A 13,698-nucleotide genomic window follows, 5' to 3' on the forward strand; every position below is an offset into this window, starting at 1 on the left:
AATTTTATAATTGTTTTAGTTGAGTAAATTTTGAAGCAACGGCGCAATTGCTTGTTGCTGAGTGGTTTGTAATAAGCGATTGGCGGTGACGATACTTTTTAGCTGGCTCAACGCCAACTCGAAATCATCATTAACGATTAAATAATCGAATTCGGGATAATGGCTCATTTCCGTTACCGCATCGCGCATGCGACGGGCTATGGTTTCCTGATTATCTTGACCGCGTTTTTGCAAACGTTGTTTTAAGATCTCAATGGAGGGTGGCAGGATAAAAATAGAGACACTATCGGGCAACATTTTTCTGACTTGCTGCGCACCTTGCCAGTCGATTTCCAATATCACATCCAGGCCTTGAGCCAGATTATCTTCGACTGTTTTTTGCGCGGTACCGTAAAAATTATCGAATACCTGGGCATGTTCAAGAAAAGCCTGTTGCTCGATCATGTCCTTAAACTCTTGGATGGAAACGAAAAAATAATCGCTGCCATGGGTTTCTCCAGCGCGCATGCCGCGAGTGGTATGCGACACTGAAACCACCAGTTTAGCCATTTCTTGTCTAAGCTGTTTAACCAGACTGGTTTTGCCGGCTCCGGACGGAGCGGAAATAATATAAAGTTTGCCAGTAATCATTTGAGTTTGCTTGTGGTTCGGAGCGGGTAAAGGTTTAATCGGCGCAACCGACATTTTTTTCTGTTAATGGCTAAGAGTCAAGCCAAAAAACCGTCTGATAGGGGTGCTGTGGTATTATGAACGGCCTTTCTAACCCCATCTATTAATGCCGATGAGCGCTATTTGGAACAATTGTCTGGCCAAGCTTGAACACGAAATTCCCACTACCGATTTCAGTACCTGGATTAGACCGCTGCAAGCTGTGGAAACCGATAGCCAACTGAAATTGCTTGCACCTAATCGTTTCATTATCGACCATATCAAACAGCATTTTTTTGCCACTATCGAAGATGCCGTCAATGAGTTTTCCAATGCGACTTTAACGGTGCAGTTTGAAATAGGCAGTAAAAAAGCTCCGGCTATTAAAGCCCCAACCCTAATAAAAACGCCGACTCAGAAAAAAAATCAGCCTAACTTTCTCAACAAAGCCTTTACCTTTGAAAGTTTTGTAGAGGGTAAATCTAACCAGTTGGCCAGGGCTGCTTCGGTAACAGTGTCGGATAACATAGGCAAAGTCTACAACCCATTATTTATTTATGGTAGCTCCGGCTTGGGTAAAACTCATTTGATGCACGCCATAGGGAACGCGGTATTACTGAAAAACCCCAATGCCAACATCGTGTATTTGCACTCGGAAAAATTCGTGCAAGACATGGTCAAAGCCTTACAGCAAAACAGCATTAACTACTTTAAAGATTACTATCGCAATATCGATGTGCTGTTAATGGACGACATCCAGTTTTTAGCGGGCAAAGAACGTTCTCAGGAAGAATTTTTCCACACCTTTAATAATTTATTGGATCAAAAGCATCAGGTGGTATTGACCTGTGATAAATATCCCAAGGAAATTCATGGTCTGGAAGACCGCTTGAAATCCCGCTTCGGCTGGGGCCTCCCGGTTGCCATAGAACCGCCCGACCTGGAAACCCGTACAGCGATTCTGATTAAAAAAGCTACTCAAGCCGGCGTAACACTGGAACAGGAAATTGCATTTTTCATTGCCAAACGTATTCCTTCCAATGTTAGGGATTTAGAAGGTGCTTTACGGCGCGTGGTGGCTAACTCGCAGTTTACCGGTAGAGAAATTACTTTGGAATTTACCAAGGAAGCCCTACACGACTTGATTAGTCTGCAGGACAAACTGGTCAGCATCGATAACATTCAAAAAACCGTGGCCGAGTATTTCAAAATTCGCGTGGCGGATTTATCGTCTAAGAGCCGCAAACAGTCTTTAACCCGACCCAGACAAATTGCCATGACCTTGGCCCGCGAATTGACCTCGCACAGTTATCCAGAAATCGGCGATGCTTTTGGCGGTCGCGACCACACCACGGTCATCAATGCCTGTAAGCGTGTTGCCGAGTTAAAGGAAGATGATGTGAAAATCGCGGAAGACTACAAAAACCTGTTGAGGACGCTATCGCATTAATTGCGGATAAGCTGGGGATAAACTGAGGTTATTTTTTACTGGTGAAGTTATCCCCAATCGGCCAACAAGCGGAAGTTGCACTAAGCAACAAGTTAAAATTTAAATAAGTTTATGTTTTATAATTACAAAACAGTGTTTTCCACAGCTTTTTGATTGTGTAGTAGTAACAATAAATAAAAAATATTTATATGAAATTTATTATTAACAGAGATCAGTTATTAGCACCGCTGCAGCAAATTGTCAGCGTCATTGAGAAACGCCAGACCATGGCGATTCTTTCCAATGTTCTGCTACACGTAGCTAACGGCCAATTAACCATGATTGGCTCGGACACGGAAATTCAGATTGTCAGTAAACTCAATCTTGAGTTGGCAAGCGATGCCGGGGAAATCACCGTACCAGCACGGAAATTTTTAGATATTTGCCGTTTACTACCCACCAGTGCGGAAATCAAATTTGAATTGCATGAAGACAAAGTCAAGCTGGTGTCGGGACGTAGCCGGTTTTCCTTAAGTACTTTGCCTGCCGAACATTACCCCGAATTCAATGAATCGGAATTCGAATACCAATTTTTATTGAATGCCGGCAAGTTCAAAAAAGGTCTGGATAAAACCTTATTCTGCATGGCTAATCAGGATGTTCGTTATTACCTGAATGGCTTATTGCTGCATATCAGCAACTCCCGTCTAAAATTGGTGGCCTCCGACGGTCATCGTTTATCGATCTTCGAGGACGACATCGGCCAGCCTACCGGACACGAAGCGCGCATCATTTTGCCGAGAAAAGCGGTACAAGAATTAAGCCGCTTACTGGATGATGCCGATGCGGAATTGAATATTCAGTTTTCCAACAACCACATAAGAATTTATTACAAAGACGTGGTGTTCTCTTCAAAACTGATCGATGCCAAGTTCCCCGATTTCAGCAAAGTGTTCAATCAATCTTTCATGACGCCGTTGTTGATCCAGAAGCAATTGCTTAGAGATGCGTTAACCCGGGTGGCGATTTTGTCCAATGAAAAATATAAAGGCGTCACCTTCGATATGAGCAACGACTTGCTAAAACTCAGTACCCATAATCCCGAGCATGACGAAGCGGAGGAAGAATTGATTATCGATTATCAAGGCCAGGCATTAAGCATTTCCTTTAACTCCCAATACATGCTGGATGCGGTATCAAATTTGGATTCCGAATTGGCGGTAATCACGATTGCCAGTAATGCCAGCAGTTGTTTTATCGAGGAGCCCGAAGATCCGTTGTTTAAATTTATTGTGATGCCAATGCGCATGTAATTCGCATTTATGACTTTGTTGAAACTGGATGTGTTCTCGGTAAGAAACATCCATTCGGCAACGATCCAACCTTCGCCGAGCCTTAATTTTGTAACGGGCGCAAACGCCAGTGGCAAAAGTTCGTTGCTGGAAGCAATTTTTATATTAGGCCGAGCGCGTTCCTTTCGTACTCAATACGTTAAACAGGCTATCAGCTTCGAGCAAGCCCAGTTGATTGTTGCCGCCCAGCACCGGCAGCACCAAGGTTCCGTCAGTAACCTCGGTATTCAGATAAACACCAAGCAGACCGAAATACGTATCGACCAGGAAAACCGCCAAAAAGCCGATCTGGCATATTTATTTCCTGTACAGTTGATCCATCCCAAAAGTTATCGTTTGCTTGACGCAGGTCCGCAAAATCGCCGTGAGTTTTTGGATTGGGGGATTTTTAATCATAACCGCAATTTTTTACCCACATGGCGTCGCTATAGCAAAGCCGTGCAACAGCGAAATGTATTGCTTAGAACTCGGCAAACCAAACAATTACCGGCCTGGGACAAGGAATTGGTCGAATACGGCAATGCGGTCAATGCTTTTCGTAAAGATTACATACAGCTGCTAGCACCGGTATTTTTGCGGATGGCTTGCTATTTCCTTGATACCACACATATCGATTTACGTTTTATCGCTGGCTGGGATGAGCAGCTCAGTTTGGAACACATCCTTGCTGGCAATCTGGAAAAAGATTTGCGGTATGGATTTACCCATGCCGGCCCTCATCGCGCGGACTTCCTTACTTTTCATAACAAACGTCTAGCTAAGGATTATTTATCTCGCGGCCAACAAAAATTATTAGTGTTGGCATTGCTGCTTTCGCAAGTTAGCTTGCTGAATAACGACGCACAAAACAACTGCTGTATTTTGGTGGATGATTTAACCGCTGAATTGGATACAGAAAACAGGTCAAAATTGCTAAAATACATGGCTGATCTCGGTTGTCAGGTTTTTATCACCGGAACCGAGTTATCTGATTTCGGTGACTTGAGCACCCTTAATAATTACAAAGTGTTTCACGTGGAACACGGCTGCATTCAGCAGGTATAGCGTTTCACGTGAAACATCAATAAAACACAGCAAGCCCGTTTGTTTGGATTCTTTTGTTTTACAGACAAAAGTACGCGGAGCATTGCTTTACAACGGCAGACAATGGATACAACACCATGAGTGAACAATACGATAGTTCGAATATCACAGTACTTAAAGGACTGGACGCGGTAAGAAAACGTCCCGGTATGTACATCGGCGATACAGACGACGGTTCCGGGTTACACCATATGGTGTTCGAAGTTGTCGACAATTCCATTGACGAAGCGTTGGCCGGTTATTGTAAAGGTGTCGATGTGGTGATTCACGAAAATGGCTCGATATCGGTTTACGATGATGGTCGAGGTATACCGGTTGACATCCATCAGGAAGAAGGCCGCTCCGCTGCCGAAGTGATTATGACCGTGCTGCATGCCGGCGGAAAGTTTGACGATAATGCTTACAAGGTTTCCGGTGGCTTGCATGGTGTAGGTGTATCGGTGGTGAATGCCTTATCCGAAGAATTGACCTTGAAGGTTCGCAAGAACGGCAAGTTGTATATGCAGAAATATATGCTGGGCGAACCGGTGGCTCCGATGGCTGTGATAGGCGATGCCGAAGGAAGCGGCACCTATATCAACTTCAAACCCAGTCCCACCATTTTTACTCATATCGAATTTCATTACGACATATTGGCAAAGCGTTTACGCGAACTGTCGTTCCTGAACTCCGGGGTGCGGATTTCTTTAAGAGACGAAAGAAGCGGCAAGGAAGATGTTTTCGAATTCGAAGGCGGTATCAGCGCCTTTGTGCAGCACCTCAACAAAAACAAAACCCCGTTATTTGAAAAAGTATTTCACTTTATAGCGGAAAAGGAAGGTGTCACAGTCGAAGTGGCCATGCAGTGGAACGATTCCTATCAGGAAAACGTATATTGCTACACCAACAACATCCCGCAGCGCGATGGCGGTACGCATCTGGCCGGTTTTAGAGGTGCATTGACTCGTACCATCAATCAATACATTGAAATAAATGGTTTGGCCAAGAAGGAAAAAGTAGCCACTACCGGTGACGACGCTCGCGAAGGCTTGACCGCAGTATTGTCGGTGAAAGTACCCGACCCCAAGTTTTCCTCGCAAACCAAAGACAAATTGGTCTCGTCTGAAGTAAAACCGTTGGTGGAATCGACCATGAACGAAAAACTGCAGGAATTCCTGCTGGAACAGCCGCAAGTCGCTAAAGCCATCGTCAACAAGATAATAGATGCCGCCAGAGCGCGAGAGGCCGCGCGTAAGGCCCGCGAGATGACTCGGCGTAAGACGACTCTGGATATTGCTGGGTTGCCCGGTAAGCTGGCTGATTGTCAGGAAAAAGACCCGGCCTTGTCCGAACTATTCATAGTGGAAGGGGACTCGGCCGGCGGCTCCGCCAAACAGGGTCGCGATCGCCGCACCCAGGCCATTTTGCCGTTGAAAGGTAAAATTTTGAACGTCGAGAAAGCCCGCTTCGACAAAATGATCTCTTCCGAAGAAGTCGGCACCCTGATTACCGCCTTGGGCTGCGGTATCGGCAAAGATGAATACAACATCGACAAGCTGCGTTATCACCGCATCATCATCATGACCGACGCCGATGTCGACGGCTCGCATATTCGCACCTTGCTGCTGACCTTCTTCTACCGCCAATTACCAGAGCTAGTTGAACGCGGCCATATCTACATTGCCCAGCCGCCTTTGTACAAAGTCAAAAAAGGCAAGCAGGAACATTACGTCAAGGACGATAGCGCCTTAAACCAATACCTGATTCAACTGGCGCTGGATAAAGCCCAACTGCAAACCGACGCCGATACCCCGATTATTCAAGGTCAGGGACTGGAAAAACTGGCCACCGAATTTGCCGATGTGATGGCGGTAATCAATCGTTTATCCAGACGTTACGACGACATGTATCTGGAACAGATGACTTATTTACCTCCGCTAAGCGAAGACACCAAGGCCGACAAGGAAAAACTCCGTGCCTGGTTTAGCCAGCTGGAAGCCAATCTGAATGTCGGCAATCACAAGGCCGTATTCAGCACCGAACTGAAATATCACGGCAGCGACGATTTTGATGTCACCATCAACAAACGTCTGCATGGCATTACCAAAACCTTTGTACTGCATTCAACCTTCTTCACCGGCAACGATTATCAAAAAATCGCCCATTACACCGAGCAAACCCTAAGCTTGTTCGGCGCCGATTCCATAATGCGGATGGGCGAACGTGAACAGTCGGTCAGCAACTTCAAACAAGCATTCGAATGGATGATGAAGGAAGTCAAAAAAGGCCAGCACATTCAGCGTTACAAAGGACTGGGTGAAATGAATCCGGAACAACTCTGGGAAACCACCCTGGATGCCAACAGCCGCCGCATGCTGCAAGTCACCATCAAAGACGCCATCGGCGCCGATGAAATCTTCACCACGCTAATGGGCGATGTCGTCGAACCTAGACGGGATTTCATCGTCAAGAACGCGTTGGATGTGGCGAATCTGGATGTTTAGCCGTGAAACCGTCCGAAGCGCTTGAAACCAAACGCACGGAAATAAGGCAACTGGTTGCCCATTTCCGCGCGGCCAATCCAAGGGTTTTTGGCTCGGTGCTATATGGGACGGACAGCGATGGCAGCGATTTGGATTTGTTAGTCGATACCTTACCGGGAGCGACGCTGTTCGATCTTGGCGGTTTGCAAGATGAGTTGGAAGATTTATTGGCAGTACCCGTCGATCTTCCGAGAAAATTTCGCCAACAAGTTTTGGCGGAAGCCAAACCCGTATGATCGTTAATCGTCTTGCCGACTATTTGGATCACATACAACAAGCGGCAGTTGACGCTTGTGGTTATTTCAAGATCAAGTTTGAAATGGTGTGGGAAACGGTAGGTTCTGCCTTGCCTGAGTTGTTGGATAAACTGTCGAGCTTGCGTGATGGCGGTGACAGTATTTGATACAGTTAATTTCTGTATATCATCTGAGATTGGATGATATACGGATCCATATAATTCTTTGTTATGCGACTCTGAGGTTGCTCGATGAACGGTGAAGCGTTAAACGCTGAAATGCGTCGATGTACGAAGTGCCGAGATATATTCTCAGAGCGCTTCGTTGATCCGCTGACGAAGTCTAATCGGCTTCAAGTGAGGCCCATATTTGCAGGTGCAAGTACTGCCTCAGTCATGTTGGTTGGACAGGCACCTGGAATTGACGAATATAAGTCGGGCAAAGCGTTTCAGGGCCAAGCTGGCAAAGACATTCGTCTCATTTTCAATGGCGTTGGTGTTGATGCCGACAAATTTGATCAGATCGTATACCAAACATCAGTGACAAAATGCTTCCCCGGCAGAAAATTAGCTCGGCGCAAGGATAAAAAGAATGGAGAAGTCGTCGAACGAGAAGAAGATCTTCAGCCTTCATCTGCCGAGATCAGAAGCTGCATACCATTTTTGGAACGTCAGATCTCTGTCATTAAACCGAGTGTCATTGTCCTCCTTGGAAAGACTGCAATAGATGGATACCTTCGACTTCTTGGACGGAAGTATTCGGGGAACCTACAGACCTACATCGGTCGAACGGAGGAAGCTTTTGACGCCTCTATCATTTTCTTTCCGCACACTTCTGGCTCTTCACGATGGTTGAATGATCTCCAGAATAGAAAGCTTTTCAATGAGGCAAAATCGCTGCTACGTCAGAAGCTGAGAGATCATGCGATCGTCCCATAACATGAAGTTGAAGCGGACGTGACAGCCCGTAGGTCCGATTAGCCTGGCGTAATCGGACGAATGTTTATTAATGACGCGGCTACGAGGGTTAAACCTTTGGTGCAATTTTCAGGCTTTTATCTAATAACTCGGCGTGAATAGGTTTTAAATCCCGTGCTCACGCCTCTTGTCTGAGGCAGGGTTGGTTGGTGCAAAACGTTACGGACGATTCAATAGTGAATAAGCGTTGATTTGTTGGAGACTTCTTCCCTTCTCACAGGGCAAAGGCTGGACTTTCACCAGCTAGCTGACTACCATGCCAATCACACCCTAGCCTAAAACGCTCCACTACAAACGGGCTAAGATACAGAAGGTACATAGATATGATTAAACCTAAAGCAATTGATCACATCGTTCTACGCACAGACCGTTATCAGGAACTTATTGCATTTTACTGCAATGTAATTGGCTGTTCCCTCGAGCGGGAAACGTCCGATGAATTCGGGCTTACACAACTTAGGGCGGGAAATGCATTAATTGATATTGTGGATGTAAACGGACAGCTAGGTAAGTCCGGTGGAGCAGCACCACAAAACACAGGTAACAATCTGGATCATTTTTGTCTGCAAATAGAACCTTTTGAAGAGCACGAACTTAAGGCTTATTTAGACGACTGTAAGGTCGAATATAGTGAGTTTCAGGATAGGTACGGCGCTCAGGGTATGGGGCGATCAATCTATTTAAAAGATATAGCCGGCAATAATATTGAACTACGTTCAGTTATTTAGACAATCGCTTAACCAGCGCAGTTGTCAGAATCGCTCGCAGCGCTCGTACTTCGCAAAATCCCGCAGATACTGCTCAACTTACCCGTTCAGCATCGAAAAAGCAGATTGCCGGCAGCATGCCGTTTATGACTTGGGATTAAGCCATTGCGGCCGTCATTCAGGATATTCGGCATAACGCGGCAAACTGTCGCCGTCGCACGACCAGTCGGCGCGAGAATCCCAGAAAATGCGTGCCTGCGGTTCTATCGGCGCTTGGTCGTCCAGGGAGCCAGCCGGAATCATGACGCCGTCGAGTTCCGGCACAAATCGGGCCACCGAGCTGCCGCATTCGCTGCAAAACTGGCGGGTAAAACGTTTGGCTTCCGGCACTTTAAAACACTTCAACAGCGATTCGCCTTGGGTAAAGACCAACGCGGCGTTCGATAGGAATAAATTGCTGGCGTGTCCGGTGCCGGACGACTTTCTGCAACGCGCGCAATGGCAGTGGTAAAACCGTTGTGGATCGCCGCTGGCTTGATATTGCACGGCACCGCACAGGCAGCCGCCTTTTAAGGTAACTTCCGACATAGTTTCTCCCGTTATTTAAAAGGGCTGGGGCGGGTTTGCTCAACCTCAAAATGCGCTTTTTATCACACCGCCGTCGACTCGCAAAGCCGCACCGGTGGTTGCCGAGGCCAGCGGGCTGGCCAGGTAGCAAACCAGCGATGCCACTTCGTCGGTGCTGGCAAAGCGTTTGATCAGCGAAGTCGGGCGGACTTTTTCGAAGAACTGCCGTTCGAATTCCACTAAGGTCGAACCTTGTTGCGTCGCCAAGTCGTTGACGAAATCGCCGACACCGCGCGAACGGGTCGGACCGGGCAGCACCGAGTTCACGGTAATGCCGGTGCCGGCCACGTGCTCGGCCAATCCCCTGGCCACGGCGATTTGCGCGGCCTTGGTCATGCCGTAATGAATCATTTCCGCGGGTATTTGCACACCGCTTTCGCTGGAGATAAAGATAATCCGTCCCCAATCGCGTTGCTGCATAGCCGGCAGATACAAGCGGGACAAGCGTACGCCGCTGAGTACGTTGACCTCGAACAAGCGCCGCCAATCCTGATCGGGGATGTCTTCAAACGCGACCGGTTCGAAAATACCCAGATTGTTGACCAGGATATCCACGCTCGGGTGCGCGGTGAACAGCTCTGACGCCGCGCTCTCCTGGGATAAGTCTCCGGAAAAGCCGGCTAATTCGCCCACCGCGATAGGCTTTAATTCGTCGATTGCGCGCTGCACCGAATCGGTCGAACGCCCGTTTACGATAACCTTTGCGCCTTCCTGAACCAATGCCTTGGCAATGGCAAAACCGATTCCGGCAGTGCTGCCTGTAATCAGAGCCGTTTTGCCGTTTAATTTAAGATCCATGCTACCTCCAAGAAGCTGGTGAACCTTGGCCTAACATTACCCTACAAAATCAGAAATGCCTATAGCAATCAGCCGCCGGCTAGTTTTGCAGATAAGGAAAGTCGATATAGCCCGCGGCGCCGGTTGGCGAATACCAGTCCTGCATGTCCGCGATCGGGTTTAACTCGGCATCGCGGGCAAAACGTTCGACCAGATCGGGATTGCTGATAAACGGTCGGCCGAAGGCGATCAAGTCGGCATTGCCGGATGCGATAGCCGCTTCCGCGCTGCATTGCTGATAACCGCAGTTACCCATCAACGGGCCGTGGAACAGCTGCCTAAAGTCCGTCAAGCTCATCGCTTCGCCCAGTTCGTGAAAGCCAAAGGCTAGTCCGTCCATGACATGCAGATAAGCCAGATTCAGGGTGTCAAGCTGCTGCGCCACATAACTGAATTGTGCCCGGTAATCCGCTGAACCCACGTCGTTGAACACGCCGTTGGGCGACAATCGGACCCCGACTCGTTGAGATGGCCACACTGTGCTGACGGCGGCAAGTACCTCGCCTAGCAGGCGGTAGCGGTTGGCAATGCTGCCGCCGTAGCGGTCGCTACGTTGGTTGGTTTTCGATTGTAAAAACTCGTCCAGCAAGTAACCATTGGCGGCGTGTATCTCCACCCCGTCGAATCCGGCCTGTCTGGCGCGCTCGGCTGCCCGGCGGTAGTCGTCGACGATGCCGGGCAATTCCTCGGTTTCCAGTGCGCGCGGGGTTTCGTATGGTTCCTTGCCGTTCGGGGTATGCATATAGTCGCCGTTAATTGCAATGGCCGATGGCGCCACCGCCGGTTCGCCGGTATGAAAACTGCTGTGCGATGCTCGGCCGCAATGCCAAAGTTGCATGAAGATCGTACCGCCTGTGCCATGTACCGCGTCGGTCACCTGACGCCAGGCCATTGCCATGTGATCCGTATAAATACCCGGCGACTCGTTCCAGCCGTTGGCCTGTGCGGAGATGGTGGTGGCTTCGGTGATGATTAATCCCGCCGTGGCTCTTTGGCTGTAATAGTCAGCCATCAGCGCATTCGCCAGCCGTTCTTTTCCGGCCCGCGCCCGGGTCATCGGCGCAAGTACCACGCGGTTTCTCAGCTTAAGATCATGCAAGGTATAGGGTGATAAAAGGGCATTGGTCATGTGTCGCCTCCTGTTGCGGGTTGCTTTGCGTGCCGATTATACGGAGATTGATTTTACATGCGCGGTCCGCGGGTTGGTCGACTATAACCCCATTGGCGCGCCAAACCAGCGCTTTTATCCATCCGCTGTCCGGGCCGGCCAGAAATCTGCTCACACCGGCGGTTTCAGCCAGTATGCATAAGCATTCCAAGGAAGCACTTTTGGATGAAAAACAAGGTCATTCTCTTGGCAGGTATCGAATCCGACGATCAGTTTGGCGGCAACTCAAGGGCAGTTAATAGTTTAAAAGCTAAAATCAGTTTTTTCCTGGCTGATCGGGCTTTTGCCGGGTTATGGGGATCATCTGGTCCGCGTAACTGTGAAGTAAATTCAGCAAGCGCGGTGCCGGCAAAACCGATAAATCGTCGTGAACCGTTATGTCCATCCGGCACACATCGTTTTCGTAATGGCTGACCGCGCCGAGTCTGCTCAACCAATCGGCCATCAGCTGGTTGTCCGGCAGCACGAAACCGCGCAGTATTTGTACGCCTTTCAGGTTGGCTATTCTGTACAGGATAGCCATTAGCAGGCTGCCGATGCCCCGGTGCTGATAACTATCGATCACCGTCACCGCAAACTCGGCAACGTTGGGTTGCTTCGGCAACCGGATAAAGCGGGCGATACCCACCCCCGTGTGCTCTGTTTGATTGCGGGTTAGCGCAATCCATGCCACATGGTCATGTTGATCGACGTCGGTGAAATAATGTAATTGCTGATCCGACAGCTGGGAAATATACGAGAAAAACCGCAGATAACGCGAGCGCGAGGATAAGGCCAACATACCGTCTTGCACGATTTGCCAGTCGTCCGGCCTGACCGGCCTGAAATCGATCCGCTCGCCATCTGCCAATGCCACGCTAAAACCGTTGATGCTGTCGAAATAGTTGCGCTGCATGTTCATGCTCAGTCGGAAGTGCCGGGATCAAGAGTCGCTATCAGCGGACGGGGGTTTGATGATCAGCCGAATCCAGAACCAGGTCTCGAAAATCACCCCGCCGACGAAGGCAAGGTTACCGGCACCGGAGTATCCCGCCAGATAACACGCCAAGGCAACCAATAAAATCGCTACGCTGATGATGTGATGTTTCAAATCTCGGTTCTCCTTGACATAACATTGCTTGACGGACAAAAAGCGCGTTCATGATTGTACTCGGTTCTTGGCTGCGTCGGCGATCAGGGTGACCATAACCCGATGGGCGGATGCGTCTATGGCGAAGATTTACCCATGCTATTCAAGCAATACGGCGGCGGACCGCCAGCCGGGCGCCGAATAGATTGATACACAAACCGGACAGCACCAGAAGCGCGGCATATATCTTCCAGTCGGTCAGCGGCTCGCCCAATACCAAAGCGGAAGCGGAGATACCGAATACCGGCACCAGCAAGGTGAAGGGTGCGACTGTCGCGGCCGGATAGCGGCTCAACAGCCGGCCCCAGGCCACATAACCCAACAGGGTGGACGGGTATACGACATAGCCGATCGCACCGATAGTGGGCCAGGTAATATGGGATAAGGTTTCGATGCTCCAGCTGCCGCTTTCCAGCAGAAACGATAGTGCCACAACGGCGGCCAGGCAAATAAACTGCCCCAAATAATTAGCGCGAACATATCGATTTTGCCGAGTTTTTTGAATATCAGATTGCCGCAGCCCCAGGCCACGGCGGCTAACAGAATCAGGATCAGGCCGAAAAACGAAATGTCGCCGCCAAAGTTCGCGGCAACCAGTCCAATACCGGAAAATGAAATAACTGCGCCGCCGATTTGCCAGCCGGAGGGCTGTTCGGCAAGAAATACCACCGCCAGCAGGATAGTGACGAATACCTGAATTTGCAGCAGCAAGGAGGCCAGCCCGGCGCTGGTCCCTGCGTACATGCCGGAGAACAACAAGGCGAATTGCAAGCTGAACATGGTCAGGCCGAAGCCGGCTATCATCCGCAAAGGCAGGTTTGGGCGCCTGATAAAAAACACCGCAGGAAAGGCAGCGAAAAAAAATCTGGCCGCGCAAAACAGCAAGGGCGGAATCTCCTTGAGGCCCACTTTGATGACTACAAAGTTGAATCCCCAAATAGCCACTACTAATAATGCCAAGCCCAGATGATGTAAACGCATCG

General features: G+C 49.1%; 16 protein-coding genes. 8 read left to right on the plus strand and 8 right to left on the minus strand.

From position 1 onward, the window contains the following. Nucleotides 1-15: 15 nt before the first annotated feature. Complete coding sequence (gene gmk / locus M0R33_RS03045) at nt 16-630, minus strand: guanylate kinase (RefSeq protein WP_292564867.1); 615 nt, start codon at nt 628-630, stop codon at nt 16-18. Between the two features lie 151 nt (nt 631-781). Here gmk and dnaA point away from each other — a divergent pair, with 151 nt between their 5' ends. From dnaA to M0R33_RS03085, 8 genes are all read left to right on the plus strand, one after another. Next, nucleotides 782-2,098, plus strand: coding sequence for a chromosomal replication initiator protein DnaA (dnaA, locus tag M0R33_RS03050; RefSeq protein WP_292564871.1), 1,317 nt, complete (start codon nt 782-784; stop codon nt 2,096-2,098). Nucleotides 2,099-2,286: 188 nt separating this feature from the next. Beyond that, a complete protein-coding gene (dnaN, locus tag M0R33_RS03055) occupies nt 2,287-3,390 on the plus strand; it encodes a DNA polymerase III subunit beta (protein WP_292564874.1) in 1,104 nt (367 codons plus the stop codon). Between the two features lie 9 nt (nt 3,391-3,399). Beyond that, nucleotides 3,400-4,473, plus strand: coding sequence for a DNA replication/repair protein RecF (gene recF / locus M0R33_RS03060; RefSeq protein WP_292564876.1), 1,074 nt, complete (start codon nt 3,400-3,402; stop codon nt 4,471-4,473). 116 nt (nt 4,474-4,589) lie between these two features. Then, entirely contained in the window at nt 4,590-6,995 is a 2,406-nt protein-coding gene (gene gyrB / locus M0R33_RS03065) for a DNA topoisomerase (ATP-hydrolyzing) subunit B (protein WP_292564878.1), read from the plus strand. Between the two features lie 2 nt (nt 6,996-6,997). Then, nucleotides 6,998-7,270: a nucleotidyltransferase family protein gene (locus M0R33_RS03070; RefSeq protein ID WP_292564881.1), complete on the plus strand. Its 273-nt coding sequence runs from the start codon at nt 6,998-7,000 to the stop codon at nt 7,268-7,270. Then, complete coding sequence (locus tag M0R33_RS03075) at nt 7,267-7,437, plus strand: hypothetical protein (protein ID WP_292564885.1); 171 nt, start codon at nt 7,267-7,269, stop codon at nt 7,435-7,437. The genes M0R33_RS03070 and M0R33_RS03075 overlap by 4 nt, the downstream gene beginning before the upstream one ends. An 84-nt stretch (nt 7,438-7,521) precedes the next feature. Beyond that, complete coding sequence (locus M0R33_RS03080; RefSeq protein ID WP_292564888.1) at nt 7,522-8,208, plus strand: uracil-DNA glycosylase family protein; 687 nt, start codon at nt 7,522-7,524, stop codon at nt 8,206-8,208. A 362-nt stretch (nt 8,209-8,570) separates the two neighbouring features. Then, nucleotides 8,571-8,975, plus strand: a complete 405-nt coding sequence (locus tag M0R33_RS03085; RefSeq protein WP_292564891.1) for a VOC family protein — start codon at nt 8,571-8,573, stop codon at nt 8,973-8,975. Nucleotides 8,976-9,128: 153 nt separating this feature from the next. On the opposite strand, the gene M0R33_RS03090 is transcribed toward M0R33_RS03085, so the two are convergent. The 7 genes from M0R33_RS03090 to M0R33_RS03120 form a co-directional block, all read right to left on the minus strand. Then, nucleotides 9,129-9,542, minus strand: coding sequence for a GFA family protein (locus M0R33_RS03090; RefSeq protein WP_292564894.1), 414 nt, complete (start codon nt 9,540-9,542; stop codon nt 9,129-9,131). Between the two features lie 45 nt (nt 9,543-9,587). Continuing rightward, complete coding sequence (locus M0R33_RS03095; protein ID WP_292564897.1) at nt 9,588-10,379, minus strand: SDR family oxidoreductase; 792 nt, start codon at nt 10,377-10,379, stop codon at nt 9,588-9,590. 79 nt (nt 10,380-10,458) lie between these two features. Then, nucleotides 10,459-11,547, minus strand: coding sequence for an alkene reductase (locus M0R33_RS03100; RefSeq protein WP_292564900.1), 1,089 nt, complete (start codon nt 11,545-11,547; stop codon nt 10,459-10,461). A 295-nt stretch (nt 11,548-11,842) separates the two neighbouring features. Continuing rightward, nucleotides 11,843-12,481, minus strand: a complete 639-nt coding sequence (locus M0R33_RS03105) for a GNAT family N-acetyltransferase (RefSeq protein WP_292564903.1) — start codon at nt 12,479-12,481, stop codon at nt 11,843-11,845. Nucleotides 12,482-12,508: 27 nt separating this feature from the next. Next, nucleotides 12,509-12,676, minus strand: a complete 168-nt coding sequence (locus M0R33_RS03110; RefSeq protein ID WP_292564906.1) for a hypothetical protein — start codon at nt 12,674-12,676, stop codon at nt 12,509-12,511. 142 nt (nt 12,677-12,818) lie between these two features. Beyond that, a complete protein-coding gene (locus M0R33_RS03115; protein ID WP_292565332.1) occupies nt 12,819-13,109 on the minus strand; it encodes an EamA family transporter in 291 nt (96 codons plus the stop codon). Continuing rightward, nucleotides 13,007-13,696 carry an EamA family transporter gene (locus M0R33_RS03120; protein WP_292564909.1) on the minus strand — a complete coding sequence of 230 codons (690 nt, stop codon included), beginning with the start codon at nt 13,694-13,696 and terminating at the stop codon, nt 13,007-13,009. The genes M0R33_RS03115 and M0R33_RS03120 overlap by 103 nt, the downstream gene beginning before the upstream one ends. Nucleotides 13,697-13,698: the final 2 nt, after the last annotated feature.

The organism is Methylomonas sp. (genome assembly GCF_023228165.1).
Taxonomy (GTDB): Bacteria; Pseudomonadota; Gammaproteobacteria; order Methylococcales; family Methylomonadaceae; genus Methylomonas.